The following is a 26,510-nucleotide window of genomic DNA, read 5'->3' on the forward strand; positions in this document are numbered from 1 at the left end:
TCTCCGCATGCCGCATGCAATGAAGGGCATGCAGGTCGGGCTGTTCGGCGGGTCGTTCAATCCGCCGCATGCCGGCCATGGCCTTGTCGCTGAAATCGCCATGCGCCGCCTGCAGCTCGACCAGCTGTGGTGGATGGTCACTCCGGGCAATCCGCTGAAGAGCACGCGCGAGTTGGCACCGCTCGCCAGGCGCATCGAACTGTCTGAGCGCATCGCGGAAAACCCGCGCATCAAGGTCACTGCCTTCGAGGCCGCGCACCATGTGCGCTACACCGCCGACACATTGGCGCTAATCAAGGCGCGCAACCCCGGCGTCGATTTCGTCTGGATCATGGGTGCCGACAATCTGCGCGACTTCCATCGCTGGCAGCGCTGGCGGCAGATCGCCACGACTTTCCCGATTGCCGTGATCGACCGGCCGGGGGCGACGCTGTCGTTCCTGTCGTCGGTCGTTGCCAAGACCTTCGACTATGCGCGGGTCGACGAGGGCGACGCTCCGCTGCTGGCGCGGATGAAGGCCCCCGCCTGGACCTTCATCCACGGACCCCGTTCCCTGCTGTCATCGACGGCGCTCAGGAACGGGACCGCCAAGGACAAGCCTAGCTCTTGATCGGGATCCAGAGTTCGTAGCCGCCATTGCCGGTCGCAGGGTCGAAGCTTTCCGGGTAGAGCTCGAAATTGGGAGCGTCGGCAGCTTCATATCCCGATGTCGGCAGCCATTTGCTCCACACCGTATGGGTAATGCGGCGGATCATCGAGATGTGGTCGGTGGTGGCGAACACGGCATAGCGCTGCGGCGGGATGCGCAAGCGGCTGTACTCCGCTGTCAGATCGGCGAAATCCTTGACCTCGACGCCGGCGATGTATTCGAAGCTGTCGTCGTCGAAATTGCAGCAGACGCCGTAGCCGACATAGTTCTTCTGGCCGGGCACGCTGCCGAAATGCGGCCCGAAGCGCTGCCATAGCGACGGGATCGCCAGGCTGGTTTCGCTGGTGTAGCGCTGGCCGAAGCCAGCGATGAGCAGGGGGCCACCGTCGACAAAGCGCGACGGGGCGAGGTTTTCGACAAAGGTTTCATCCATCTTGAGAAGCTCCAGGCGTTGGGGCTGGGATACGGAGCCGTTCGCGCGCACCTCCTCGGGCGTCTGCCCGAAACGGTCGCGGAAGGCCCGGGTAAACGCCTCATGCGAGCCGTAACCAGCGTCGAGCGCGACCGCCAGAATGTCGGGCGCGCCCTTGGCCAGTGCCTGTGCCGCGTCGGTCAGGCGGCGGGCCCTGATATAGCCCATCACCGATTGCCCGGTGGCGGCAGCGAAGGCACGGGACATGTGGAAGCGTGAGACCCCACCGGCCGTCGCGATGTCGTCGAGGCCGATGTCCTTGGAGTAGTGGCTTTCGATGTACCAGATGGCTTTTTGGACGGGGGTCATGGGTCTTTCCGGCATGAGGACAGCCCCGGTATGCCTGCTCGCGGGGAAGTCCATTTGATCGTGCTTGCTGCACAGCGCGTTTTTGAGCCGATGTCGATGGCGAAAACACCGGTCGGTCCGTTTTTGATCCAGTGCGGACTATTGGCTGAACCTGCACGGCCGATGTCGCAAATGCAGCGGCGCCAAAGCATCCCAGCCGCGACACTGGTTACATGGAGCAGCGCCACGGGGTGACCAGCGAAGTCGAGGAAGGCGAGCACACGCCGGCCATTGCCGTCGCGGGTGTGATCCTGGCCATGGCGCTTGTCGCCGTCGGCAACGGGCTGATGTTCGGCTACATCCCCGTCAGCCTCGGTGCAGCAGGCTATGCGCCTGCCTGGGCGGGCACGATGCTAACCGGCCTGTCGGCAGGCGGCCTAGCCGGCTGCCTGCTCACGGGAGCGCTGGTGCGCCGCGTCGGCCATGCCCGCGCCTACATGGTGTTTTCCGCCCTGATCGTGCTCTCCAACGTTGCCGTCGCCGCCGGTACGTTCCCCTTCGTCTGGATCGCCGCTCGAGCGCTCTATGGCTTTGCCATCTGTGGTCTGTTCATCGTGGCACAGAGCTGGCTCAACGACGCTGTCGGTAACGACATACGCGGCCGGGTCATGGCAATCTTCTACGTTGCCTATGTCGTCGGCCTCGGCGTTGGCTCGTTCCTGCTGCGTTTCGTCGATATCGCAACTGCGCAAGCACCGCTGCTCTGTGTTGCCTTCGCCGCCATCTCCATCCTGCCTGTGGGACTGACCCGACTGCGGCAGCCGCTACCGCCGCTGGCTGCGTCGGTAGCGCTGGCGCGCGCTTGGCGCATCTCGCCCGTCGGCGTTGCCGGCATGCTCGCCGTCGGCGGACTGTCGATGATGATCGCCGGTTTCGCACCGATCCACGCCACGGCCAGCGGCTTCACCCAGCAGCAGGTGGCGACGCTTTTGTTCGCCATGCCGCTCGGCACGCTCTTGTTTCAAATCCCGCTCGGCTGGATTTCCGACCGCACCGACCGACGCTACGTGCTGGTGGCCGCGGGGCTCCTGGTGGTTGTCGCAGGCCTTGCCGCCAGCCGGTTCGACGGCAGTGCGCTGCCGATCATGGTTGCGATCTATGTCGTGTGGAGCGGGGCGAGCGAGTCGATCTATTCTCTGTCGAGTGCACATGCCAGCGACCGCGCCCACAAGGATGATCTCGTGGCCTTGTCGAGCAGCATGCTGTTTGCCTGGTCTCTGTCGGGCTTCATCGTGCCGGGACTTGGCACCGTCTTGACCGCGATCTACGGCACCCAGGCATTCATGCATGTCGCCATCGTCATTGCGGCTCTGTTTTCGGCATTCGTTTTGTGGCGGCTGCGCATCAGCCGGGCAGTGCCGGCGGGCGAGACGGGCAGCTTTTCGCCGATGTCGGCGCAACTGCCGCCGTCGGCGGATCCGTAGAAAGCCGTGCGCTGCCGCGCCAACCCGATCAACTTGTCGGGCCTTGTCTTGAAACTGTAGCCCAACTCTGCCTATCTAAATGGTGTCGCCCGAGTTCAGGGTGATTTGGTTGTTCCTGTCGGAAAGGAAAGACACTGAGAACAGCACTTCGGAAGAAGGCGGAAGTCATGCCTTCACCGGCCGGGATAGGCGAATTCGACGCCGTTGCCCGCGCCCTCAAGACAGTCCTTGACAGTCTGGAAGACTCCAAGGCCGAAGACATCGTCTCCATCGACATTCAGGGGAAATCGAGCCTCGGCGACTATATGGTCATCGCCTCGGGCCGATCGCACCGTCATGTCGCGGCGGTTGCCGATCATCTCCTCACAGCGCTGAAGGATGCCGGCCTCGGCACTGCCCGCGTCGAGGGGCTGTCCGGTGCCGACTGGGTCCTCATCGACTCAGGCGATATCATCGTCCATGTCTTCCGGCCCGAGATCCGCGAGTTCTACAACATCGAAAAGATGTGGCAAGCGCCGGATCTCGAGGAAGAAACGGTTCATTGAGCCGCTAGACGCCAGGGATGAAAGTCTGGGTACATGCCGTGGGCCGGATGAAAGCCGGCCCCGAGAAGGAACTTGCCGACCGCTATCTCGACCGGTTCTCGAAAAGCGGCGGTCCCCTCGGCCTCGACTTCTCCGGAGTCACCGAGATTGCCGAAAGCCGCGCCCAGACCGTCGATGAACGGCGGCGCGAGGAGGCCGACAGGCTACGCGCCCAGATGGCGGCTGGAACCGCACTCATCCTGCTCGACGAACGCGGCAAGAACCTCTCCTCGCAGCAATTCGCCGACAAGATGTCGTCGCTTCGCGACGGTGGCCAGCGCGGCGTGATGATTGCCATTGGCGGACCTGACGGCCATGACGAGGCACTGCGCAACGAAGCGCAAATGCTGATTTCGTTTGGTGCCGCGACCTGGCCGCACCAGATGGTCCGCATCATGCTCGGCGAGCAGCTTTACCGTGCGGCGACAATTCTCTCTGGACATCCCTATCATCGCGCCTGAGCGCCCGGAATTCGACAAAATGCACGGCAAGTTTGCCGGCGCGGCGGCCGCGGCCCAACATGGTTGATGGTTCGTTAACGATGCCGCCGCTAAGGTCGCAAGCATACAACCGGATCATCGCATGGCGCGGAATTCCCCAGTGAAGGCATGGCTCCAACCATGCCGCGGCATCGTCGCGGCAGGCTGGATCGCGCTGGCGTGCGGGGCGGCGTTTGCGCAGGTGGGGCCGCCCTTGCCGGACCCGGACCGAACCCGGTCCGAACTCGACAACCTGTCGCGCGTCATCGAGGTTTCAGCCGAGCGGCGTGAAAAGCTGGCGGCCGAGATCGCCCAGGTCAAGAAGGATCACGCCTCGATCACCGCGGCCCTGATCCAGTCGGCCAAGACGGAGCGCAAGCTCGCCCAAGACATCGAGGACATCGCCGGCAAGGTCGAAGGGCTGAAGGAGCAGGAGGCGGGCATCCGCACCTCGCTCAACATGCGCCGTGGCGTGCTGGCCGAGGTTTTGGGCGCGCTGCAGCGCATGGGCCTCAATCCGCCGCCGGCGATCCTGGTCAAGCCGGAGGACGCGCTGTCGTCGATCCGCAGTGCTATCCTTCTGGGCGCCGTGGTGCCCGAACTGCGCTCGGAAACCGAAATACTGATGGCCGACCTCAAGGAGCTGTCGCGCGTGGTTGCCTCGATCGAGGCGGAACGCGACCGCCTGACAACCGCGATGACGGCGCAGGCCGGCGAAAAGGCGCGACTCGACCTGCTGCTCGAAGCCAAGAACCGGCTGCGGTCGGAATCCGAGACAGCACTTGCCGAAGAAACGAAAAAATCAGCCGAACTTGCGGCGCGGGCCGAAAGTCTCAAAGATTTGATCGCCTCGCTCGACAAGCAAGCGGTGAAGAAGGCGGCCGATGCGGAGGCCGCGCGAAAGGCTGCCGAGGAGGCTGCAAAAGCAGCGAACGAACCCGTCGTCCCGGTGGTGCCCGAAGCCAACCAACTTGTTGCTTCCGCTCCGTTTTCTCTGCTCCAAGGACAGGTGGCGCTGCCTGTTTCCGGACGCATCAAACGCCGCTTCGGTGCCGACGACGGCATCGGCGGCACCATGCTTGGGGACATGGTTGCGACACAATCGGGCGCCATCGTCACCGCTCCGGCGGATGGAAGCGTTCTTTATGCGGGGCCTTTCCGCTCTTATGGTCAACTCTTGATCCTCAATGCCGGCGACGGCTATCATGTCGTCTTGGCGGGGATGAGCAGAATCAGCGTCGCGCCGGGTCAGTCCGTACTAGCAGGCGAACCGATCGGTGCGATGGGAGAGGCGAGGGTGGCGAGCACCTCAGCCTCTGAAAATGCGAATGCGACGCCGGAACTCTATGTCGAGTTCCGAAAGGATGGAAAACCCGTCGATCCGACCCCGTGGTGGGCGGACCGCACCTCTGGAAGGACATGAAATGATGCGTAAACTGTCGCTTCTGCTTGCCGGGGCGCTGATGGGAGGCTCCGCGATGAGCCTGGTGTACGGTGCGCCCGGCTCGACAGCGAATGCGGCGGGTTCCGAAACCTACCGCCAGCTTGCCATTTTCGGTGACATCTTCGAACGCGTGCGCGGCCAGTATGTGACCCCGCCGGACGAGAAGGCGCTGATCGAGAACGCCATCAACGGCATGCTGACCTCGCTTGATCCGCATTCGTCATATCTCAACGCTGAAGCCGCCAAGGACATGCGCGTCCAGACCAAGGGCGAGTTCGGCGGCCTCGGCATCGAGGTGACGATGGAAAACGAGCTGGTCAAGGTCATCACCCCGATCGACGACACGCCAGCCGCCAAGGCCGGCGTCCTGGCCGGCGACTACATCTCCAAGATCGACGGCGAAGAAGTTCGCGGCCTGACGCTGAATGACGCTGTTGAGAAGATGCGCGGCCTGATCAACACGCCGATCAAATTGACGATCCTGCGCGAAGGCGCTGACAAGCCGATCGAGCTGTCGATCATGCGTGACGTCATCAAGGTCAAGGCGGTCAAGTTCCGCGTCGACAACGACGTCGGCTACCTGAAGGTCACCTCCTTCACCGAAAAGACCTTCGACGACCTGCAGAACGCGATCGACACGATCAAGAAGCAGGTCCCGACGGACAAGCTGAAGGGTTACGTGCTCGACCTGCGTCTCAACCCGGGCGGCCTGCTCGACCAGGCGGTCAGCGTCTCCGACACTTTCCTCGACCGTGGCGAGATCGTTTCGACTCGTGGCCGCGACCCGAAGGACATCACCCGCTTCGACTCGCGCCCCGGCGACGACATCGACGGCAAGCCGCTGATCGTGCTGATCAATGGCGGTTCGGCGAGTGCCTCGGAAATCGTGGCCGGCGCGCTGCAGGATCTGCGCCGCGCCACCGTGGTGGGCACGCAGTCCTTCGGCAAGGGTTCGGTGCAAACCATCATCCCGCTGGCCGAAAACGGTGCTCTCAGGCTGACGACGGCGCTCTATTACACGCCGTCGGGCAAGTCGATCCAGGGCAAGGGCATCACGCCCGACATCAAAGTCGACCAGCCGCTGCCCGAGGATATGCAGGGCCGCGACGTGACCCGTGGCGAATCCGAGCTCAAGGGCCACATCAAGGGCGCCGAGGAAAGCGACAAGGGTTCGGGCTCGGCAGCCTATGTGCCGCCGGAGCCAAAGGACGACCTGCAGCTCAACTATGCGCTGGAGCTGTTGCGCGGACAGAAGACCGATCCGGCCTTCCCGCCCAACCCCGACAAGGCCGTGATGAACCAGCAGTAAGGGGCGGCCGGCGAAGCGCTGGCCTGCTCAACATGACAATGCCATGCTGCCGGGACCGCAAGGTTCCGGCAGTTTGATTCGGGGAGGCTGGCTTCGGCCATAAGGCGGCTTGGTGCAGATCGAAAAGGAAATCGAGCGTCCGCTCGGACAGGCGCCGCGCCGCCCGGCAGGCAAGCGCCTTGCCTGGTTGCGCAAAGGCCCGCTGCTTGCCGGCCTGTGTGTCGTTGCGCTGGTGGCTGCCTCGGCCTCGATCGCCCTTCGCCAGAAGCCGTTTCGCACACCTGAAGTTGTTGCCGTTGCAGCTCCTGAAGTGGTTGCCGCGCCCGCCCAGCCTGTAGCCACGCCGAAACCGGCACAGACGCCGACCAGTGGCGGCCCGCAGATCATCCGCGTCAATCCACCTGAGAGCGAGGGCGGTGCCGTTGTCGTCCGCGACCCATCGGCTGTCGGGCAGAATGTGCGCATTGCCCACCTGCCGGAGAAGGCGCTGATCGAGGACAGCGCGTCCGGGCCGTTGCCGATACGCGCAGCCGACGGGCGCCGCCCGTTCGACGTCTATGCCCGGGCCTGGTCCGGTGCGCGCGGCGCTCGTGTGGCGATCGTCATCGGCGGACTCGGACTGTCGCAGACCGGAACCCAGACGGCGATCGGCAAGCTGCCGCCGGAGATCACGCTCGGCTTTGCGCCGCAGGGCAACAGCCTTGGGCGCTGGATGCAGGCGGCACGGCGCGAAGGCCACGAGATCGTCATGCAGGTGCCGCTCGAGCCATTCGATTTTCCCAACGTCAATCCCGGCCGCAACACGCTGACCGTAGAAGCTGGTGCTGACGAGATCCTCAAGAACCTGCGCTGGACGCTGTCGCGGACGACCAACTACACCGCCGTGATGAACTACATGGGCGCGCGCTTCTCGACGAGCCCAGAGGCGATGGGCGTGATGATGGCCGAGCTCGGCAAGCGCGGCATCGGCTATGTCGACGACGGTACCTCTGCACGCAGTCTGGCGCCCGAGACGGCGTTGAAGAACGGCGTGCCGTTTGCCGCCGGCGACGCGATCATCGATGGCGTGCAGGATCGCGGCGCGATCCTCGACAAGCTGGACGAGCTGGAGCGGACGGCGCGTGCCAAGGGCTTTGCCATCGGCACCGGCAATGCATTCGACGTCACTGTCGACGCCGTGGCCTCATGGGCGACCGAGGCACGCAAGCGCGGCATCGAGATCGTGCCGATCTCGGCTGTCGCGAGCGATCCCGAACGAGGATAGGAATTGATGTCGAAGACCAAGATCGCGCCTGAAGACCTTCCGTACCGCCCTTGTGTCGGCATCATGGTGCTGAATGCCAAGGGTATGGTCTGGGCCGGGCACCGCATTGCCGAGCCGGACAGCGAACTGTCTGATACCGACCAGCTGTGGCAGATGCCGCAGGGCGGCATCGACAAGGGCGAGGATCCCTATCCTGCCGCCTTGCGCGAGCTGTACGAAGAGACCGGCATGCGCAGCGTCAGCCTGCTCGCCGAGGCGCCCAACTGGATCGACTACGACCTGCCGCCGCATCTGCTCGGCATCGCCTTCAAGGGCAAGTATCGTGGCCAGACGCAGAAATGGTTCGCCTTCCGCTTCGAGGGCGATGAGAGCGAGATCGCCATCAACCCGCCTCCGGGCGGTCATTCGGCGGAATTCGACCGCTGGGCATGGAAGCCGATGTTCGAGCTGCCGGAGCTGATCGTGCCGTTCAAGCGCAAGGTCTATGACGAGGTCGTCGCGGCGTTCCGGCACCTGGCTGGGTAGCGCCTGGCTGGCCGCCCTTGACAAGCAGGGCGGGGTCGGCGACCCTCCGGCCATGTGCACCTACGCTCATATTGGCAGCTTTGCCTTGTTCCGGGTCTGCCCCATCGCGGGATCCTAGCCCCGGCTCGGTCGCTTTGCGACGTCCGAGCCCCAGGGGCCCATTCTTCAACGCATGAATCATGAGAACCGGGCCCCGTAGCGGAACGGTCTGAACATTTTTGGGCACGTCCGCCTGTGCGCGGACGGACCGGTCGTGCGCCTTTTCATGCACCGGCCGGACGAGAATCTATGAGGCATCCATTGCGCCAGAACATCAAGCAGCGCCGCGAACATGAGATCGTGGTGAGCGAAAACGACCATGCCAGGCTGACCGGCCTCGCCGAATCCAGCCTCGACCGCCTGCCGGGCATCGCCGAGGAACTGCTCGCCGAAATGGAGCGCGCCAAGATCAAGCCGCTCAGCCGCATCCCGGCCAATGTAGTGCGCATGGGTTCGACGGTGACATTCCGCGGCGGCGATGGCGAGGTCAAGACCGTGACGCTCGTCTATCCCGGCAAGGCGGACATCGCCGAAGGCAAGGTCTCGATCCTGACACCTGTCGGTGCCGCGCTGATCGGTCTTCGTGAAGGTCAGTCAGTTGCCTGGACATCGCGCGACGGGCGCCGTCTCGAACTTGAGATCGTTGCCGTCGAAGCACCGCGCGCGGACGCCAACTGACGGCGCGCTAGCCTCAACCAGCCCAATTCTGAAATCCCGCCTGCGCGTCCACACCTTGACGCGTGGCGCTGCATGCCGGGCAACGCCCGGTGCTTGCGGAGACAAGCCATGTCCAAATGTCAGCTGACGACCAAGGATTTCGCCATCGTCAAGACGATGCTCGACCGCCTGGCCTGGTCGGGCGGCCCGCTGGTGGCGCTTCTGCGCCGGAAGCTCGCTTCGGCCCATGTGGTGTTTTCGAACGAGGCCGATGCCGACGTGGTGACGCTGAACAGCCGCGTCACCTTCAGCGTCGACGGTGGCGCGCCGCACACGCGCATTGTCGCGCATGGTCCGATGGACGGCATGGTCGGCCAGATCATCCCGATCACGGTGCCACGCGGGCTTGCCCTGCTCGGCCTGCGCAAGGGCCAGTCGATCTCGGTCGACTGCGGACGCGGCGCGACCGAGACCATCAGGGTCGACGAGATCCACTACCAGCCGGAGGCGGCGCGGCCGGGAATAGCTGCGCCGGAAGTCCGTCCCAACCCGACGGAACGCCGCTTTCCGGTGCTGGTGTTCAGCGCTGACGAGCCACAACCTCTTGGCGTGCCGACAAAAATCCGGCACATCTCGACAAACGGCGACGATCCCGGCCCGTCTGCGGCCTGACAGGCGCCGGCAGCTGCGCTTCGGGTGGGTGCTCGGCGCAGCAGCAAATTGAGAGTGTGCACGCCCCGAAATCGGTATGGGTTTCTGAGCGTGCATCTGGGGGCGCAATGAAGGTCATAGTCGTCGGCGGCGGCATCATCGGGGTGACGACCGCCTACTATCTCGCCGAGGCCGGGCACGAGGTGGTCGTCTACGACCGGCAGAAAGGACCCGCGCAAGAGGCGAGCTATGCCAATTCTGGCGAGATTGCCTCCGGCTGCGCCGCACCGCTGGCCGCACCCGGCTTGCCGCTCAAGGCGCTGAAATGGCTCGCCACGAAGGATGGGCCACTTGCCTTCCGGCCGAAATTCGACCCCAAGATGTGGATGTGGCTGGCCCGGATGCTGCGCAATTGCACGGCAGAAAGTTACACCGCGAACAAGTCGCTAATGGTGCCACTCGCCGAATACAGCCGCGACATGCTGCGGGTGCTGCGCGAAGGCACCGGCATTGCCTATGACGAACTCAGCCATGGCACGCTGCAGCTGTTTCGCACCCAGGAGCAACTCGACGGCATCGCAGCAGATGTTGCCGTGCTCGACAGGCTCGAGGTGCCGTACGAAATTCTCGATGCGGCAGTATGCGTTGAAGCGGAGCCCGGTCTCGCGCGCTCACGACATAGCATATCAGGCGGTCTGCGCCTGCCCGATGACGAGACCGGTGACTGCCGCCTGTTCACGCAACGGCTGACTGAACTCTGCATCGAGCGCGGCGTGGTGTTCAAGTTCGGCCAGAAGGTCTTTTCGATCGATGCCTGGTCTGGAAAAGTCCAACGCATAGCCGTTGATGGCCCTGGAGAAGCCGACGCGTTCGTTCTGGCGGCGGGCAGCTATTCCGAACGTTTCATGCGCAAGCTGCACCAGCGTTTGCCGCTCTATCCGCTCAAGGGCTATTCGCTGACGGTACCGATAGCTGACGCGGATGCCGCACCTGTTTCGACCGTCATCGACGATGCCAACAAGGTCGCCATCACGCGACTCGGCGACCGCATCCGTATCGGTGGCACGGTGGAGATGTCGGGCTTCGACCTGACCCTGCATGAATCGCGCCGCGCGCCGCTGGAGCGTTCGCTGCACGAACTTTTTCCCGGCGCAGGCGATCTGCGCGATGCGCGCTTCTGGTGCGGCTTGCAGTCGATGACGCCGGATGGCCCGCCGATCCTGGGCCGGACCAAGCTGCCGAACCTTTACATCAACACCGGTCATGGCATGCTTGGCTGGACCATGGCCTGCGGCTCAGGGAAGATCTTGGCCGACATGATCTCCGGCCGTCAGCCGGAGATCGATATCGGCGGCCTCGGCCCAGAGCGTTTCTGGGCCTGACGTCAGGCCACCTTCTTCAGCGACCGCGGCGCTTCCGCCGACTGGTACATCGAGATGACGTGGCCGTCGGGATCGGCGAATTCGGACGACCAGCCGCCCGGCGCGTGACTCACCGGAGTGACGATGGTCACGCCCTCGCCGGCCAGCGTCGAGACGATGTCGTCGATGCCGCCGTCGGCGATCTCGAAGACGATGATCGGCGAATTGCCGGGCCGGGACTCCATGGCAAAGAAGATCAGGTCGACGCCATTGGCGGTGTTGGCAAGCAGCCAGTCGCCGCCCGTGTCCTCGTCGCCTTCCATGCGCGTGACGTCGAGGCCCATGACGTCACGATAGAACGCTTCCGTCTTGTCGATGTTCAATACGTAGTAGCAGATGTTGCCGAGTTTGCTTTTGCCGAACATTTGGTCACTCCGTGAATTCGGTTGCACGCCTGTTGAGTTGCCGTGCGGCGAGGTTTTGTGAGGTGCCGATTACAAAAAGATGGCCGTCGGGGTCGTGGCTGGCGAGCAGGGCGCCCGGCTGCCTGGCCAGAGCGAGCAGGGATCGCCTGATGCTGCCGAAGGCGAGCGCGCCGGTGAGGCCCGGGATTTCTCCAACGGGACCGCCGCCAAAGGCCAGCCAGCGTTTGCGGATTTCGGCGATGCGCTGGCGAAGCGCGGGATCTGCAAGCCGCTGTAGCCAGGCGATCTCCTGCCGGGTATGGCCGGTCAGGGCCAGAAGCGTCGTCGTGCGCAGGCTGGGCGGCAGGGTCGCCACGAAGCGCACCGGCACGGTTTCATGGCTCGTTGGCTCGCAACTACCGACGGCGAATGGCGCCTCACGCTTTCTGCGTCGTACCGCCGAGCGTGCATCGAAAGCCGCGCGGCGACGCAACGCGCCTTCCAGCCAGCGCTGGTTCTCGACCTTCGACAGGTCGGTGCGCCCCGCTTCGACCGCAGCTACGAGGACCGTCTGCAACAGGTCCTCGGCCTCGTCGGCGCGTCGTGTGGCGCGCCGGGCCTTGCGCAGCAATTCTGCGTAGGGGCGGGGCAGCAAATCGGTTTCCTCGATTGGAACACCGATGTTAGCTGATGTGTGAGTTTGTCGGAAGGCTGTTCAGATGAACAGCGCGCGTTCGCGTTCCACTGCCTTGGTGATGAAACCCGCCACCGTCTGGATCCGGCGCAGCGGCCGAACGGATTCGTGATAGACCAGCCAGTAGGCGCGGCGGATCGGTGGGATCGCCGACACCGGCATGATCTCCGGAATGTTGCGGGCAATGAAGGTGTGCAGGATGCCGACGCCGGCGCCCGAGCGCACCGCCTCGACCTGTCCGAGCGCGGACGAAATCGAAAAGGCCGACTCCCACGACGGGCTGAATTCGGCGGCGTAGTCGAGCGAGGGGCTGACGACGAGGTCGGGCACGTAGCCGATCAGGCGGTGAGCCGAAAGCTCGCTGCGTGAGCTGGGAAGGCCGTGTTGTTCCACATAAGCGCGCGAGGCAAACAGGCCGAGCGAATAGTCGACGAGCTTTGCCGCCACCAGCCGGCCTTCGCTTGGCCGCTCGGTGGTGATGGCGATGTCGGCCTCGCGGCGTGACAGCGAAAACGTCCTCGGAACCGGCACCAGCTGGATGCGCAGATCGGCATGTTGCGCGGTCAGCGTGCCCAGACGCTGCGCTAGGAAGGCAACGCCAAAGCCGTCGGGCGCACCGATGCGCACGGTGCCCGACACCTCGTCGCCTTCGCCCGAGATTTCGGCGCGGGCGGTCAGCATGTCGGCTTCCATGCGCTCGGCGACTTCGAGGAAACGCTCGCCCGTCGGCGTCAGTTCGCTGCCGGTGGTCAGCCGCCGGAACAGCTTTGTCTTCAACGCCTCCTCAAGTGCCGCTACGCGGCGCGAGACCGTTGCGTGGTTGAGCTCCAGCCGGCGTGCCGCGCCGAGAATCTGGCCGGTGCGCGCCACGGCGAGGAAGATGCGGACGTCATCCCAGTTCATCAGCGGTTCCCACCTCAGGCGAAGGGCTGCAATCCGCGCACCCTACTATGCATGAAATCGCATTCAAGCTCCCGTCGGACTTTATTTTCCGCACAACGGTTGCGTTCACCCTCGCGTTGCAAAGGCGCGCGTTAAGCGGGACAATGCGCCATCAACAAAGAATTGGGAGAGAAGCAATGGTCGACTACGGTCATTTCATCGGCGGCAAGCATGTCGCCGGCACCAGTGGGCGCAAGCAGGACGTGCTGCAGCCGATGGACGGCTCGGTGCGCGCCACGGTCGCACTTGCCTCGGCGCAGGAGCTGCGCGCCGCCGTCGAAAACGCCAAGGCAGCGCAGCCCGCATGGGCCGCCACCAACCCGCAGCGCCGCGTGCGCGTGCTGATGAGATTCCTCGAACTGGTGCACAAGGAATACGACTCGCTGGCTGAGCTTCTGGCGCGCGAGCACGGCAAGACCATTGCCGATGCCAAGGGCGACATCCAGCGCGGCCTCGAAGTTGTCGAAGTCTGCATCGGCGCCCCGCATATGATGAAGGGCGAGTTCACCGACGGTGCTGGCCCCGGCATCGACGTCTACTCGATGCGCCAGGCGCTCGGCGTTGTCGCCGGTATCACCCCGTTCAACTTCCCGGCGATGATCCCGCTGTGGAAGATCGCGCCGGCCATCGCCTGTGGCAACGCCTTCATCCTGAAGCCTTCGGAGCGCGATCCGGGCGTGCCGCTGCGCATCGCCGAATTGTTCCTCGAGGCAGGCCTTCCGGCAGGCATCCTCAACGTCGTCAACGGCGACAAGACGGTTGTCGACGCCATCCTCGACGATCCTGACATCAAGGCCGTTGGCTTCGTCGGCTCGACGCCGATCGCCCAGTACATCTACAGCCGTGGCTGCGCCAACGGTAAGCGCGTGCAGTGCTTCGGCGGCGCCAAGAACCACATGATCATCATGCCCGACGCGGACATGGACCAGACCGTCGACGCGCTGATTGGCGCCGGCTACGGCTCGGCCGGCGAGCGCTGCATGGCGATCTCGGTTGCCGTGCCTGTCGGTCACGACACTGCCGAGCGGCTGATGGAAAAGCTGATCCCACGCGTCGAGAGCCTGAAGGTCGGCCCGTCGACCGACTCCTCGGCAGACTTCGGCCCGGTCGTCACCCGCGAGGCGCTGGAGCGCATCAAGGGCTACGTCGACATCGGCGTCAAGGAAGGTGCCAAGCTCGTCGTCGACGGTCGCGGCTTCAAGATGCAGGGCTACGAGAACGGCTTCTACATGGGTGGTTGCCTGTTCGACAATGTCACCGCAGACATGCGCATCTACAAGGAAGAGATATTCGGTCCGGTTCTTTCGGTGGTGCGCGCACCGACCTACGAGAACGCCATCAAGCTCGCCAACGACCACGAGATGGGCAACGGCGTTGCCATCTTCACCCGCGACGGCGATGCGGCCCGTGATTTCGCCTCGCGCGTCCAGGTCGGCATGGTCGGTATCAACGTGCCGATCCCGGTGCCGATCGCCTACTACACCTTCGGCGGCTGGAAGGCTTCGTCCTTCGGCGACCTGAACCAGCACGGCCCGGATGCATTCCGCTTCTACACCAAGACCAAGACGGTGACCTCGCGTTGGCCGTCGGGTGTCAAGGACGGTGCTGAGTTCGTCATTCCGACGATGAACTGATCGTCTCGTCGCTATCGAGGCAAAAAGAACGGGCGCCCAGTGGGCGCCCGTTTTACGTTTCGTCCTCGTCTTCCGGCCCCGGCTGGTACTCCAGCAGATCGCCCGGCTGGCAATCGAGCTCGGCGCAAATGCGCGCCAGCGTCGAAAACCTGACGCCACGCACCTTGCCGGATTTCAGCAGCGACAGGTTCTGTTCGGTGATGCCGATCTTTGCCGCGAGCTCCTTCGAGCGCATCTTGCGGCGCGCCAGCATGACATCGAGATTGACGACGACCGGCATCTCACACGAACCGCTTGTTGTCGTCGTCGATCTCCGACGCCACTGCAAGCAGGTGGCCAAAGACGATCAGTATGCCTGACAGGATCAGGGCCAGCAGTTCGTGCGTGCTGAAGCTGATTGCCAGGAAACGCTGGCCCGCAGGCATGTCCAGGCTGAGGATCAACGAAACCAGCGGTGGGGCCAGGATCGTCGCGACGGCATTGACCAGGAAGGCGACGCCCGACAGCCGCATCAAGCGCGCGCTCTCGGCTCCGACGATGTCATGCAGCGCCATTTCACGGAACGCCCGCCGCAGCGTCTGCAGCGCCCAGAGCAGCAAGCCCGCCTGCACGAGAAATGCGGTGGCCAGCAACAGCACGGTTGAAGCCGACAGCTGTGCCGGCTTGGGAAGCGCCAGCTTTTCGATGACGAAGTTGCTGATCCAGGCGGGGTCGGACCAGGCCAGCCATAGTCCATAGAGGACGAACAGGGTGATGACGCCCATCAAGGCCGCGATCAGCATTTCCATCCGTCTGCTCAGCAGCCGGGCACGTTCGCGGGCAGCCTTCATTTCTTGCCTCTTCAAATTCCGTTTGCAAAAATTATCGTAAAACAATAAGTCGACACTGTCAAACAACCATATGGAGGCATTATGTCGGCTCAAGGACGTTCGATTGCGGCGCTGGCCGGGCTGTTGGCGCTGTCTGCCTGTGCCTCGCTCAACCCGATGGCGCTGACCAAGCTCGCCGGCCTCGATCCCCTTGGCATCGCGCCCGAACAGATCAGCGTTGCCGCCGTCATGCCGGTTCCGCTCAGGCTGCGGACCGGCGATGTCGTGCTGCATTTTGTCATGGATGCGCCAGCGCCCTATGGTCCGATCGACGAGAAGCTGCCGCTGGAGATCGTCGCCGGCGACAATGCGCCAGGGGTGTCGGCAAGTCCTTCCTTCGAGAGGATCCAGGTCGCCCGCGTCGCCGAGGCCGACAGGGCCCGGCTGGCCGCCGCGCAGGCCAAGGCGCGCGCCTTCAAGGCGACGGGCAGGAAGGACGGCAAGGGCAGCATTTCAGTGGCGATTGCTGGCGGCTGCCGCGACGGCGCAATCAACCGCGGTCCATTGATGGCGGAGATCTACATGCGCAGCAAGACGGACGAGCAATACTTCCCGCTGATGTCGTCAGTGAATCTCAGGAAACTGGTGACCGATGAGGCCATCGCCAAGATGCCATTGTGCGATGGCACGTAGAGGCTGAGGGGTCGCTGCAGCTTGTCCCGGTGCCAGCGCACGCGGTAGCTGCCGAACCCCGTCTTCGTATCTCTTGCAGACAAAACGGTGGATAGCTCACGGGCCTTCTCCGGGCCGTTCGTGTTAAGATGTGCCCTGACCTTTCCGTACAGATGCGGCGGCAAGGAGGTGTCGAATGGCACTTGCGCCCGCAGTTCGTAGAAGCGGGCTGGCAGCACTCGGCGTTGCGCTGATGCTGCCGGCAACGCCTTCAGTCGCCGAACTGTTTTGCAGCAATCACGACGCTATCGTCGCTGGTCTGACCGACAGTTTTCACGAGCGGCGCTTTGGCTACGGCGTCGCCAGCGACGCCGCCATCATCGAAATCTACGTCTCTGACGACGGCACCTGGACCGTGCTGATGTCGGATGTCACGGGACGCAGTTGCGTGCTCGCCGCCGGTGACGGCTGGGAGAGTTCAGTCGACGAGGTACGGGAAACCGAACCCAGGCACTGATCAAATCTCAGGGCCTTACCGCGTCGCCGCCGCTTCGGCGTGGGCGCGCAGCATCGCCATCAGCCGCTCGGCTTCCCGGGCGGCGCTTTCCTCGTCATGCTCGAGGATGGAACGGATCAGCGCGACATGATGTTCGGCCGATGCGGCAAGGCCGGTATCGCGCTGGTAGCGGAACCAAAAGCGGCGGCTGTGGGTCTGCAGGGGAGCGGCGAGGCGGGCGGCGAAGTCGTTGTCGGCGGCCAGCGCGAGCGCCTCGTCGAGCGCCTTGTCGGCTGCGAGGAAGCCGAGCACGTCGGCTGTGATCACCGCCTTCTGCATTGCAAGCGCAGCTGCATGGAACTGGTTGGCGGCGTCGCGGGTGACGAAGCGCGCGGCGGAGCGGGCCAGCACGACCTCGATGCCGCGGCGCGCGTCGAGCACGCGCAGCCAGTCGCCGGGATGCAGCGGCGCGATCGCCAGGCCGGCGCGCGGCCTGATCTCGACCAATCCTTCCCAGGCCAGGCGCTGGATCGCCTCGCGCACCGGCGTGCGGCCAAGGCCGAGCCTGTCGATCAGCGAACCTTCGGTGGCGATGGTGCCGGGGGCGAGTTCCAGAGTTACGATCAGCCGTTCGAGCTCGTGGTAGGCCCGTGTCGCAGCCGGTTCCAGTTTCTCAGCTTGCATGACCGAATCTCTTGAAAGCGCAATGATATATTTTTGATATATCAGATGCGATTGCCGATTGACAATGTTGGTCGCCTCGTCATATATCACTGATATATCAGATGGAGAAAGCGCCATGTGGGCCGGAGTCATCCCAGCAGTCACCACCAAGTTCACGGCGGACGACCGCCTCGACCATGCCGAAATGGAGCGCTGCTTCGCGCTGCAGATGGAGGCCGGATGCGACGGCCTGATCGTCGCCGGCTCGCTCGGCGAGGGCCCGATGCTCTCGCATGACGAAAAGATCGAAGTGCTGAAGACCGCCCAGAAGGTCGCCGCTGGCAAGCCTGTGCTGCTGACGGTCAACGAGGCCGGCACCCGCGAGGCGGCAGCCATCGCCAAGCGCGCCGCCAAGGAAGGCGCCTCCGGCCTGATGGTCGTGCCGAGCCCGATCTATCACACCAATCCGGAAGAAACGGTCGCTGCCCTTCGCGCCGTGGCCGAGGCCGGCGACCTGCCGGTCATGATCTACTCCAACCGGCTCGCCTACCGCGTCGATGTCACCGTCGACCAGATGGAAGAGCTGGCGTCCGACAAGCGCTTCGTTGCGGTCAAGGAATCGTCCGACGACATCCGCCGCTCGACCGAGATCATCAATCGCCTCGGCAATCGCTACGACCTGTTCACCGGCGTCGACAACCTCGCCTTTGAGGCTCTGTCGGTCGGCGCCATCGGCTGGGTCGCCGGGCTGGTCGTCGCCTTCCCGCGCGAGACAGTCGCCATCTACCAGCTGATGAAGCAGGGCCGCCGCGAAGAGGCACTCGCCATCTACCGCTGGTTCCGCCCGTTGCTCGACCTCGACGTTTCGACCTATCTGGTCCAGAACATCAAGCTTGCCGAGGTCCTGGCGATCGGCTCCAACGATCGCGTGCGCATGCCGCGCAAGCCGCTGTCGGGCGAGCGTCGCAACGCGGTGGAGAAGATCATCAAGGACGCCCTGGAAATACGGCCCAAGCTGCCGTCGTTCTGAGTGCAGGTCCGAAAATCCGAATCGATTTTCGGACAGGATCATGCACCAATTCGACGACCTGCAGCGTCGCTCGTACGCGGCGCTGCAGACGAGGGGACCGGGGAGAGGCAAGGCATGAGTGCAGCGGTCGACGAGATCGACATCGCCATCATCGGCGCCGGCATTGTCGGCATCGCGGCGGCTGCCTATCTCGCCGAGGCAGGGCGCAAGGTGACGGTCTTGGACCGCAGCGGCGTCTGCGAAGAAACCAGCTCCGGCAATGCCGGGGCTTTTGCCTTCTCCGATGTGCTGCCACTTGCCCACAAGGGCATGATGCGCAACGTGCCGAAATGGCTGGCCGACCCGCTTGGTCCGCTCACCATTCCACCAGCCTATCTGCCAAAACTCGCGCCATGGCTTTTCCGCTTCTGGCGTGCCGGGGCGCCCGCCAACTACGAAGCGAGCCTTGCCGCGCAAGCCGGGCTGATGAAGCTCGCCGAGCAGGAGTGGGCGTCGCTGATGGCGCGCTCCGGCACCGGCTCGATGCTGCGCGAGGACGGTTCGCTGGAGCTCTACGAGAGCGAGGCGGAGTTCAAGGCGGCGCTGCCAAGCTGGACTGCGCGTGACCGCTTCGGCATAACCTACCGGCATCTCGAAATGCGCGAACTCGCCAGCTACCAGCCCGGGCTGGCCGAACGCTTCACCCGAGGCACCTTCGTGCCGGGCTGGAAGACAGTTTCCGATCCAAAGGATCTCGGCAAAGCGATTTGGCGCCACGCCGAGGCCAGCGGTGCCTCCTTCGTCAAGGGCGATGTCGGGCTCGTCAGGCTGGCCGGCGACCGCATCCTGATCCAGCTCAAGCAGGGCCGCACGCTGTTTGCACGCCAGGTGCTGATCGCCGCCGGAGCCTGGTCGCATCTGCTCGCCCGTCAGCTCGGCGACATCATCCCGCTCGAAACCGAGCGCGGCTACAACACCACGCTTCCCACCAGCGCCTTCGACGTGAAGCGGCAGTTGATCTTCTCCGGCCATGGCTTCGTCATCACGCCGCTCGCCACCGGCTTGCGCGTCGGCGGCGCAGTGGAGCTTGGCGGCATTTCGCGGGCGCCAAACTATGCCCGCGCGAAAGCGATGCTGGAAAAAGCGCAAAAGTTCCTGCCGGGGCTCGACCCCTCGGGCGGGCGCGAATGGATGGGCTTCCGCCCGTCGCTGCCTGACTCGCTGCCGGTCATCGGCGGCTCACGCAGCCATCCCAACGTTCACTACGCATTCGGCCACGGCCACCTCGGCCTGACCCAGGCGGCGGCCACCGGCCGGCTGGTGCGCGACCGCATGCTCGGTCAAAAGACGCCGCTCGATCTAACCCCCTTTTCCGCACAACGTTTCTGACGCAAGGTATCTGCATGGCGCGCCATTCCTTTTTCTGTATCGACGGCCACACTTGCGGCAATCCGGTGCGGCTGGTGGCGGGCGGCGGTCCCCGCCTCGAAGGCTCGACGATGATGGAACGTCGCGCGCATTTCCTTGCCGAATACGACTGGATCCGCACCGGGTTGATGTTCGAGCCGCGCGGCCATGACGTGATGTCGGGCTCGATCCTCTATCCGCCGACGCGCGAGGATTGCGACGTCGCCATCCTGTTCATCGAAACCTCGGGCTGCCTGCCGATGTGCGGTCATGGCACCATCGGCACGGTAACAATGGCTATCGAGCACGGGCTGATCAAGCCGAAGACGCCGGGTACGCTGCGCCTCGACACGCCGGCCGGGCTCGTCATTGCCGAGTACAAGCAGGTCGGCGATTATGTCGAGGAAGTACGCATCACCAACGTGCCGTCGTTCCTCCATGCCGAGGGACTTTCGGTCGAGTGTCCCGGCCTTGGCGAGATCAGGGTCGATGTCGCCTATGGCGGCAATTTCTACGCCATCGTCGAGCCGCAGGAGAACTACCGCGACATGGCCGATTACACCGCCGGCGACTTCATCGCCTGGAGCCCTGTCGTGCGTCAGCGGCTCAACGAGAAGTACCAGTTCGTGCATCCCGAAAATCCCGGCATCAACCGGCTGTCGCACATGCTGTGGACCGGCGAACCGAAGCATGCCGAGGCGCACGCCCGCAACGCTGTCTTTTATGGCGACAAGGCCATCGACCGCTCGCCCTGCGGCACCGGAACGTCAGCGCGCATGGCGCAGCTTCACGGCAAGGGCAAGCTCAAGGCCGGCGACGATTTCGTGCACGAATCAATCATCGGTTCGCTGTTCAAGGGGCGGGTCGAACGCGAGGTCGAGGTGGCCGGCAAGAAGGCAATAATTCCTTCGATCGGCGGGTGGGCGCGGATGACCGGATTGAACACCATCTTCATCGACGATCGCGATCCGTTCGCGCATGGGTTCATAGTCAAATAGTCGTATGGCGGGGAGTTGGAACAGCCAATATGTCTAGACATTCATAGGAAAGAGATCGTCGGCGAGACGCAAGGAGCTGTTGCGATTACGTATCTTGACGCTACATTCTTCGACAATGGCGCGCAAAATCACCGGAATCGGCAAAGACATTGCGTTGAGCCAATGATAGGTTTCGCGATAGTCCAGGGCTTGGACAACATAAAACAGAGGCGGCGGAAAACGCTGTCCGGCAAGCGGCAACGGGTTGAAGAATCACGTTGCAATCCAGGCTCGAAACTTTAGGACTAGGGGAAATATCAAAAGGAATGCGCGCATAGCGCGACATTCCAGGGGAGCCGCATCCATATGCAGTATTTCGTCCAGCAGATGGTCAACGGGCTGACGCTGGGGTCTATCTATGGCCTCATCGCGATCGGCTACACGATGGTCTATGGCATCATCGGCATGATCAATTTCGCCCATGGCGACATTTTCATGCTCGGCGCATTCGCCGCGCTGATCGTGTTCCTGATCCTGACCAGCCTCTTCTACTCGGTAAATGTGGTGCTGTTCCTGCTCGTCATGATGATCGTGGCGATGCTGATGACCAGCCTCTACAACTGGACCATCGAAAAGGTCGCTTACCGGCCACTGCGCGGGTCGTTCCGGCTGGCGCCGTTGATCACCGCAATCGGCATGTCGATCGCTTTGTCGAACTTCGTCCAGGTGACGCAAGGTCCGCGCAACAAGCCGATCCCGCCGATGGTCTCGACGGTTTACAACATCGGCGGCATCTCGATCTCGCTGAAGCAGATCATCATCGTCGTTGTTACCGTCGCGCTGCTGGCGCTGTTCTGGTACCTCGTCAACAAGACCTCGCTTGGCCGCGCCCAAAGGGCGTGCGAGCAGGACCGTAAGATGGCCGCTCTGCTCGGCATCGACGTCGACCGCACTATCTCCATCACCTTCATCATGGGCGCGGCTCTGGCCGCTGTCGCCGGCACGCTGTTCCTGATGTACTACGGCGTCGTGGCCTTCTCCGATGGCTTTGTTCCAGGTGTCAAAGCCTTCACTGCAGCCGTTTTGGGTGGCATCGGCTCGCTGCCGGGTGCCGTGCTCGGTGGCCTGATGATCGGCTTCATCGAAAGCATGTGGTCGGCCTACTTCTCGATCGACTACAAGGATGTCGCGGCGTTCTCGATCCTCGCCATCGTGCTCATCTTCCTGCCCTCCGGCATCCTCGGCCGGCCTGAAGTCGAGAAGGTCTGAGACAATGGCCAATATCGCACAAGCCATGCGCGACGAGACCGCAACGCCGCTTCAGCGCGGCCTCAAGGAGGCGCTCTATGCGGGCGCCATCTCCTTCGGCCTGTTTTTCCTGTTCATCGGCCTCAGGACCGACCAGAACATCTCCAACGAGTTGATCCTTGTCCCGCGCTGGCGGCTGCTCGCCGTCGTTGTTGGCCTGGTGATGCTCGGGCGCTTTCTTTACGTCGCATATGCGCAGCCATTCCTGGCCCGGCAGAAGATCGTCAACGTCGCCAGCGGCCTGCTGCCTGACAGCGTGGCGACCCGGTTCTTCCGGCTGCCTTATTTCATTGCGGCAGTCGTGATTGCCGTTGCGCTGCTTGCTTTCGCCGGCTCTCTTGATGGGATATTCGGGCCTGCCTTGGCTGGCTATGTGCGCTTCTTCCGCGCGCTGACGATCATCTACGCGCTGGCGTCGGTGATGTTTTATTTCCGAGCCTTCATCAGCTCGCATTTCTCGGCCCTGGGTATCGGCGTCCTGGTGCTTTACCCGATCGTTGTCGTGGTGGCCCTGACGATCATCACCGGTTCCGCGGCGTCCGGCTTCCAGGGTTCGCTCAAATGGGTCGACAATTTCGGCATCCAGATCCTGATCTATGTGATGCTGGCGTGGGGGCTGAACATCGTCGTCGGTCTCGCCGGCCTGCTCGATCTGGGATATGTCGCCTTCTATGCCGTCGGCGCCTATGCCTACGCATTGCTGGCCACGCATCTCGGCTGGTCGTTCTGGATCCTGCTGCCGGTCGCCGGCATCATGGCCGCCTTCTGGGGCGTCATGCTCGGCTTCCCGGTGCTGCGTCTTCGCGGCGACTACCTCGCGATCGTGACGCTGGCCTTCGGTGAAATCATCCGACTGGTGCTGATCAACTGGCGCGAAGTCACCAACGGCGCGGCTGGCATCTCCGGCATTCCCAAGGTCAGCTTCTTCGGCCTGATGTCGTTCAACGTCTCGGACCCGAACTACATCGCCAAGGTGCTCGGCATCGCCCAGTCCGGCGCCTACTACAAGATCTTCCTCTATTACCTCATCCTGGCACTGGCGCTGCTGACCGCCTTCGTCACCATCCGGTTGAGGCGCATGCCTGTCGGCCGTGCCTGGGAAGCGCTGCGCGAGGACGAGATCGCCTGCCGCTCGCTCGGCATCAACACGACCACGACCAAGCTGACTGCCTTCGCCACGGGTGCGATGTTCGGTGGTTTCGCTGGCTCGTTCTTCGCCGCGCGCCAGGGTTTCGTCTCGCCTGAATCCTTCGTCTTCCTGGAATCGGCGATCATTCTCGCCATCGTCGTGCTCGGCGGCATGGGCTCGCTTGTCGGCATCGCGGTCGCTGCCGCGGTGATGATCGGCGGCACCGAAATCCTGCGCGAGATGGAGTTCCTCAAGGTCGTCTTTGGACCTGACTTCACGCCGGAGCTTTACCGCATGCTGTTGTTCGGCATGGCGATGGTCATCGTGATGCTGTGGAAGCCGCGAGGTTTCGTCGGCAGTCGAGAACCCACGGCCTTCCTTCATGAGCGAAAAGCCATCTCCAGTTCCTTCACCAAGGAAGGACACGGCTGATGAACGCGAGCGCATCCATGAACAATTCGATCCTGCAGGTCGAGCATCTCTCGATGAAGTTCGGCGGCCTGGTCGCCATCGGCGACCTGTCGTTTGAGGCCAAGCGCGGCGAGATCACCGCGCTGATCGGCCCGAACGGCGCGGGCAAGACCACCGTCTTCAACTGCATCACCGGCTTCTACAAGCCGACCGAAGGCATGATCCGCTTCAACGGTCGGGAAGGCGGCGAGTTTTTGCTCGAGCGCATGCCCGATTTCCAGATCACGGCCAAGGCCAAGGTGGCGCGCACCTTCCAGAACATTCGGCTGTTTTCGGGCATGACGCTGCTCGAGAACCTCTTGGTGGCGCAGCACAACAAGCTGATGAAGGCCTCGGGCTATACCATCATGGGCCTGCTCGGGCTCGGCGGCTACCGCAAGGCATCGGCTGAATCTGTCGATCTCGCCAAGCATTGGCTGGAAAAGGCCGAACTGATCGACCGCGCCGACGATCCGGCTGGCGATCTGCCCTATGGCGCGCAGCGGCGGCTCGAGATCGCGCGCGCCATGTGCACCGGGCCGGAACTGCTTTGCCTCGACGAACCGGCAGCAGGTCTCAATCCGAAGGAGTCGCTGGCGCTCAACACGCTGCTCATCGACATCAAGAACAACACCGGCACGTCGATCCTGCTCATCGAGCACGACATGTCGGTGGTCATGCAGATCTCCGACCACGTCGTGGTGCTCGAATACGGTCGCAAGATTTCCGACGGCGACCCGATGTCGGTCAGGACCGATCCGAAGGTCATCGCCGCCTATCTCGGTGTCGACGACGAGGAGGTCACCACCGTCCTGGTCGAGGTTGGCGACGAACAGGTGATCGAAGAGCTCGAAGGCGTGCCCGATCCGGCGCATGGCCCCGGCTCGTCGTCGTCGATGATGGCTGGCCCGGTCAGCGACACCATCAGTCACAGCGACGGACACGGCGAAGTCGTCACTGTTTCCAAGGGTGCGTCGAAAGCAGCACAGGTCGAGGCTCGCGATGCCGCCCGTTCGGCGGCTGTGGCGGGAGCCAAGGCCAAGGCGCAGGCCAAAACGCCTGTGGCACCTGCCGCTGGGCTGATGGCTGCGCCCAAGCCGGCGAAGGCTGCTCCTGTCGCAAAAGCTCCAGCCAAGCCGAAAGCTCCGGCCAAGGGCTCGGCGTCTGCGGCACCAGCAGCCAAGGCGCCCGCGAAGACCGAGGCAGCCAAGCCTGCGGTGGTGAAATCTGACGCACCGAAAGCCGCTGCAAAGCCGACCAAGGCGCCGGCTGCGAAACCCGCAGCCAAGGCGGCGGCAAAACCCGCGGCGGCTGCGCCGAAGGCGGTGACTGCAAAGGTGGAGCCGGCGAAAACTTCAAAGGCTGCACCCGCTCCAAAGGCAGAAGCAAAACCTGCGACAAAGGCTTCCAAGCCAGCGCCGAAAGCGACGGTTGTCAAAGCACCGGTGAAGGCAGCGCCTGCACCCAAGGGCGAGGCCAAATCGTCCAAGCCATCTGCGGCGCCAAAAGCCGCGACGTCGGCCAAGCCTGCGTCGAAGGTACCGGCCGCCAAGGCGGCTGACAAGGCTGCGTCGAAGGCGGCGGCTAAGCTGACCACGGCACCCGTGACCAAGGTGACGGCTGCCAAGCCAGTAGCCAAGGCTTCGGCCAAGACTCCAGCAACCAAAGTGTCCGCTGCGGCCAAGGCGCCTGCCGTCAAGACAATCGCCAACGTGCTTGCTGCTCCGCGCGGCGGCGTGGCGGACCGGCTGATCCTGATCAAGGGTATCGGACCGGTCAACGAGAAGAAGCTCAACGACCACGGCATCTTCCATTTCGACCAGGTGGCGGGATGGAAAAAGTCGGACATCGCGGCGGCGGAGGCCTATCTCGCCTTCGACGGCCGGATCGAGCGCGAAGACTGGGTGGGGCAGGCCAAGGCGCTGGCGCGTGAAGCGGCCAAGCCGGCGAAAGCCAAGCGCGGAGGTGGCAAGTGACGGCGGCTAGAGCTTTGCTCGACATCAGGGGTGTCGAGACCTACTACGGCAACATCCGCGCGCTTAGCGGTGTCGATGTTGCGGTCAACGAAGGCGAGATCGTCGCCCTGATCGGCGCCAATGGCGCTGGCAAGTCGACGCTGATGATGACCATCTTCGGCACGCCCAGGGCGCGCCGCGGCACCATCACCTTCGCTGGGACCGACATCACTGACCTGCCGACGCACGAGATCGCCAGGCTACGCATCGCGCAGTCGCCGGAAGGACGGCGTATCTTCCCGCGCATGACGGTGATGGAAAACCTGCAGATGGGCGCAAGCCTCGACAACCTCAAATATTACGATGAGGACGTCGAGAAGGTGTTCACGCTGTTTCCCAGGCTCAAGGAGCGTATCACCCAGCGCGGTGGCACGCTTTCTGGTGGCGAGCAGCAGATGCTGTCGATCGGCCGGGCGCTGATGGCACGGCCCAAGCTGCTCCTGCTCGATGAACCGTCGCTTGGTCTGGCGCCGCTGATCGTCAAGCAGATTTTCGATGCCATTCGCGAGCTCAACCGCACCCAGGGCCTGACCGTATTCCTTGTCGAGCAGAACGCCTTTGGCGCGCTCAAGCTCGCGACACGCGGCTATGTCATGGTCAATGGCGTGGTCACGATGAGCGGCACGGGCAAGGACCTTCTCGCCAATCCAGAGGTTCGCGCGGCCTATCTCGAAGGCGGCCGCCACTAGGAGGAT

At 63.6% G+C, this 26,510-nt stretch carries 27 protein-coding genes and 2 pseudogenes; 22 read left to right on the forward strand and 7 right to left on the reverse strand.

Going from position 1 to position 26,510, the window contains the following annotated elements; all coding sequences use genetic code 11:
* The first annotated feature begins 7 nt into the window (after window positions 1-7).
* On the forward strand, window positions 8-610 hold the full coding sequence (locus ACSQ3E_RS19440; RefSeq protein ID WP_310320721.1) for a nicotinate-nucleotide adenylyltransferase: 603 nt from the start codon (window positions 8-10) through the stop codon (window positions 608-610).
* Here ACSQ3E_RS19440 and ACSQ3E_RS19445 read toward each other — a convergent pair.
* Window positions 600-1,430, reverse strand: a complete 831-nt coding sequence (locus tag ACSQ3E_RS19445) for an AraC family transcriptional regulator (RefSeq protein WP_436123955.1) — start codon at window positions 1,428-1,430, stop codon at window positions 600-602. The two genes, ACSQ3E_RS19440 and ACSQ3E_RS19445, sit on opposite strands and share 11 nt — an antisense overlap.
* 212 nt (window positions 1,431-1,642) lie before the next feature.
* Here ACSQ3E_RS19445 and ACSQ3E_RS19450 point away from each other — a divergent pair, with 212 nt between their 5' ends.
* The 10 genes from ACSQ3E_RS19450 to ACSQ3E_RS19495 all read left to right on the forward strand — a co-directional run bounded on the left by ACSQ3E_RS19450 (window position 1,643) and on the right by ACSQ3E_RS19495 (window position 11,227).
* The gene (locus tag ACSQ3E_RS19450) at window positions 1,643-2,893 is read left to right on the forward strand and encodes an MFS transporter (RefSeq protein ID WP_310320725.1); all 1,251 of its coding nucleotides are present in this window, start codon (window positions 1,643-1,645) and stop codon (window positions 2,891-2,893) included.
* Between the two features lie 167 nt (window positions 2,894-3,060).
* Complete coding sequence (gene rsfS / locus ACSQ3E_RS19455; RefSeq protein ID WP_310320727.1) at window positions 3,061-3,438, forward strand: ribosome silencing factor; 378 nt, start codon at window positions 3,061-3,063, stop codon at window positions 3,436-3,438.
* Window positions 3,439-3,455: 17 nt separating this feature from the next.
* The gene (gene rlmH, locus ACSQ3E_RS19460) at window positions 3,456-3,938 is read left to right on the forward strand and encodes a 23S rRNA (pseudouridine(1915)-N(3))-methyltransferase RlmH (protein WP_436123956.1); all 483 of its coding nucleotides are present in this window, start codon (window positions 3,456-3,458) and stop codon (window positions 3,936-3,938) included.
* Between the two features lie 121 nt (window positions 3,939-4,059).
* The gene (locus ACSQ3E_RS19465) at window positions 4,060-5,379 is read left to right on the forward strand and encodes a murein hydrolase activator EnvC family protein (protein ID WP_436123957.1); all 1,320 of its coding nucleotides are present in this window, start codon (window positions 4,060-4,062) and stop codon (window positions 5,377-5,379) included.
* A gap of 1 nt (window position 5,380) precedes the next feature.
* Complete coding sequence (locus tag ACSQ3E_RS19470; protein WP_310320731.1) at window positions 5,381-6,709, forward strand: S41 family peptidase; 1,329 nt, start codon at window positions 5,381-5,383, stop codon at window positions 6,707-6,709.
* A gap of 109 nt (window positions 6,710-6,818) precedes the next feature.
* Window positions 6,819-7,973 (forward strand): divergent polysaccharide deacetylase family protein, encoded by a 1,155-nt coding sequence (locus ACSQ3E_RS19475; protein WP_436123958.1) that lies wholly within the window; start codon window positions 6,819-6,821, stop codon window positions 7,971-7,973.
* 6 nt (window positions 7,974-7,979) lie between these two features.
* Complete coding sequence (locus ACSQ3E_RS19480) at window positions 7,980-8,498, forward strand: RNA pyrophosphohydrolase (RefSeq protein WP_436123959.1); 519 nt, start codon at window positions 7,980-7,982, stop codon at window positions 8,496-8,498.
* A 288-nt stretch (window positions 8,499-8,786) separates the two neighbouring features.
* Window positions 8,787-9,215 (forward strand): nucleoside diphosphate kinase regulator, encoded by a 429-nt coding sequence (gene rnk, locus ACSQ3E_RS19485; protein ID WP_310320738.1) that lies wholly within the window; start codon window positions 8,787-8,789, stop codon window positions 9,213-9,215.
* Between the two features lie 108 nt (window positions 9,216-9,323).
* Complete coding sequence (locus ACSQ3E_RS19490) at window positions 9,324-9,866, forward strand: nucleoside-diphosphate kinase (RefSeq protein ID WP_436123960.1); 543 nt, start codon at window positions 9,324-9,326, stop codon at window positions 9,864-9,866.
* A gap of 56 nt (window positions 9,867-9,922) precedes the next feature.
* Window positions 9,923-11,227 carry a D-amino acid dehydrogenase gene (locus ACSQ3E_RS19495; protein WP_436123961.1) on the forward strand — a complete coding sequence of 435 codons (1,305 nt, stop codon included), beginning with the start codon at window positions 9,923-9,925 and terminating at the stop codon, window positions 11,225-11,227.
* A gap of 2 nt (window positions 11,228-11,229) precedes the next feature.
* Here ACSQ3E_RS19495 and ACSQ3E_RS19500 read toward each other — a convergent pair whose 3' ends face one another.
* The 3 genes from ACSQ3E_RS19500 to ACSQ3E_RS19510 are packed head-to-tail and all read right to left on the reverse strand — an operon-like array spanning window position 11,230 to window position 13,207.
* A complete protein-coding gene (locus ACSQ3E_RS19500; protein ID WP_436123962.1) occupies window positions 11,230-11,631 on the reverse strand; it encodes a VOC family protein in 402 nt (133 codons plus the stop codon).
* A gap of 4 nt (window positions 11,632-11,635) precedes the next feature.
* Window positions 11,636-12,265: a transcriptional regulator gene (locus tag ACSQ3E_RS19505; RefSeq protein WP_436123963.1), complete on the reverse strand. Its 630-nt coding sequence runs from the start codon at window positions 12,263-12,265 to the stop codon at window positions 11,636-11,638.
* Window positions 12,266-12,325: 60 nt separating this feature from the next.
* Complete coding sequence (locus tag ACSQ3E_RS19510) at window positions 12,326-13,207, reverse strand: LysR family transcriptional regulator (protein ID WP_436123964.1); 882 nt, start codon at window positions 13,205-13,207, stop codon at window positions 12,326-12,328.
* Between the two features lie 176 nt (window positions 13,208-13,383).
* Between ACSQ3E_RS19510 and ACSQ3E_RS19515 the strand changes: the two genes are divergently transcribed.
* Entirely contained in the window at window positions 13,384-14,880 is a 1,497-nt protein-coding gene (locus ACSQ3E_RS19515; protein WP_436123965.1) for a CoA-acylating methylmalonate-semialdehyde dehydrogenase, read from the forward strand.
* Between the two features lie 52 nt (window positions 14,881-14,932).
* Here the strand turns inward: ACSQ3E_RS19515 and ACSQ3E_RS19520 are convergent, their stop codons facing one another.
* Entirely contained in the window at window positions 14,933-15,160 is a 228-nt protein-coding gene (locus ACSQ3E_RS19520; protein WP_436123966.1) for a helix-turn-helix domain-containing protein, read from the reverse strand.
* Between the two features lies 1 nt (window position 15,161).
* Window positions 15,162-15,776: a hypothetical protein gene (locus tag ACSQ3E_RS19525; protein WP_436123967.1), complete on the reverse strand. Its 615-nt coding sequence runs from the start codon at window positions 15,774-15,776 to the stop codon at window positions 15,162-15,164.
* 15 nt (window positions 15,777-15,791) lie between these two features.
* Here ACSQ3E_RS19525 and ACSQ3E_RS19530 point away from each other — a divergent pair, with 15 nt between their 5' ends.
* The gene (locus tag ACSQ3E_RS19530) at window positions 15,792-16,382 is read left to right on the forward strand and encodes a hypothetical protein (RefSeq protein WP_310320755.1); all 591 of its coding nucleotides are present in this window, start codon (window positions 15,792-15,794) and stop codon (window positions 16,380-16,382) included.
* Window positions 16,383-16,557: 175 nt separating this feature from the next.
* Window positions 16,558-16,878 carry a hypothetical protein gene (locus ACSQ3E_RS19535; RefSeq protein ID WP_436123968.1) on the forward strand — a complete coding sequence of 107 codons (321 nt, stop codon included), beginning with the start codon at window positions 16,558-16,560 and terminating at the stop codon, window positions 16,876-16,878.
* Window positions 16,879-16,893: 15 nt separating this feature from the next.
* Here ACSQ3E_RS19535 and ACSQ3E_RS19540 read toward each other — a convergent pair whose 3' ends face one another.
* Window positions 16,894-17,541 (reverse strand): GntR family transcriptional regulator, encoded by a 648-nt coding sequence (locus ACSQ3E_RS19540; RefSeq protein ID WP_436123969.1) that lies wholly within the window; start codon window positions 17,539-17,541, stop codon window positions 16,894-16,896.
* Between the two features lie 115 nt (window positions 17,542-17,656).
* Between ACSQ3E_RS19540 and ACSQ3E_RS19545 the strand changes: the two genes are divergently transcribed.
* The 8 genes and pseudogenes from ACSQ3E_RS19545 (at window position 17,657) to ACSQ3E_RS19580 (ending at window position 26,504) form a co-directional block, all read left to right on the forward strand.
* On the forward strand, window positions 17,657-18,550 hold the full coding sequence (locus tag ACSQ3E_RS19545; RefSeq protein ID WP_310320761.1) for a dihydrodipicolinate synthase family protein: 894 nt from the start codon (window positions 17,657-17,659) through the stop codon (window positions 18,548-18,550).
* Between the two features lie 114 nt (window positions 18,551-18,664).
* Window positions 18,665-19,918, forward strand: coding sequence for an NAD(P)/FAD-dependent oxidoreductase (locus ACSQ3E_RS19550; protein ID WP_436123970.1), 1,254 nt, complete (start codon window positions 18,665-18,667; stop codon window positions 19,916-19,918).
* A 14-nt stretch (window positions 19,919-19,932) separates the two neighbouring features.
* The gene (locus ACSQ3E_RS19555; protein ID WP_436123971.1) at window positions 19,933-20,934 is read left to right on the forward strand and encodes a 4-hydroxyproline epimerase; all 1,002 of its coding nucleotides are present in this window, start codon (window positions 19,933-19,935) and stop codon (window positions 20,932-20,934) included.
* Window positions 20,935-21,279: 345 nt separating this feature from the next.
* A complete protein-coding gene (locus tag ACSQ3E_RS19560) occupies window positions 21,280-22,182 on the forward strand; it encodes a branched-chain amino acid ABC transporter permease (protein ID WP_310320767.1) in 903 nt (300 codons plus the stop codon).
* Window positions 22,183-22,186: 4 nt separating this feature from the next.
* Window positions 22,187-23,782, forward strand: a complete 1,596-nt coding sequence (gene livM / locus ACSQ3E_RS19565) for a high-affinity branched-chain amino acid ABC transporter permease LivM (RefSeq protein WP_310320769.1) — start codon at window positions 22,187-22,189, stop codon at window positions 23,780-23,782.
* Window positions 23,782-24,672: pseudogene (locus ACSQ3E_RS19570) on the forward strand (ABC transporter ATP-binding protein); the annotation flags it as partial. The gene livM and the pseudogene ACSQ3E_RS19570, both read left to right, overlap by 1 nt.
* Before the next feature lie 849 nt (window positions 24,673-25,521).
* Window positions 25,522-25,776: pseudogene (locus ACSQ3E_RS19575) on the forward strand (ATP-binding cassette domain-containing protein); the annotation flags it as partial.
* Window positions 25,773-26,504, forward strand: a complete 732-nt coding sequence (locus ACSQ3E_RS19580) for an ABC transporter ATP-binding protein (RefSeq protein WP_310320773.1) — start codon at window positions 25,773-25,775, stop codon at window positions 26,502-26,504. The pseudogene ACSQ3E_RS19575 and the gene ACSQ3E_RS19580, both read left to right, overlap by 4 nt.
* The last annotated feature ends 6 nt before the right edge of the window (window positions 26,505-26,510 follow it).

Origin of the sequence: Aminobacter sp. LjRoot7, from assembly GCF_964252895.1 — a bacterium.
In the GTDB taxonomy this organism is placed as follows: domain Bacteria; phylum Pseudomonadota; class Alphaproteobacteria; order Rhizobiales; family Rhizobiaceae; genus Aminobacter; species Aminobacter aminovorans_B.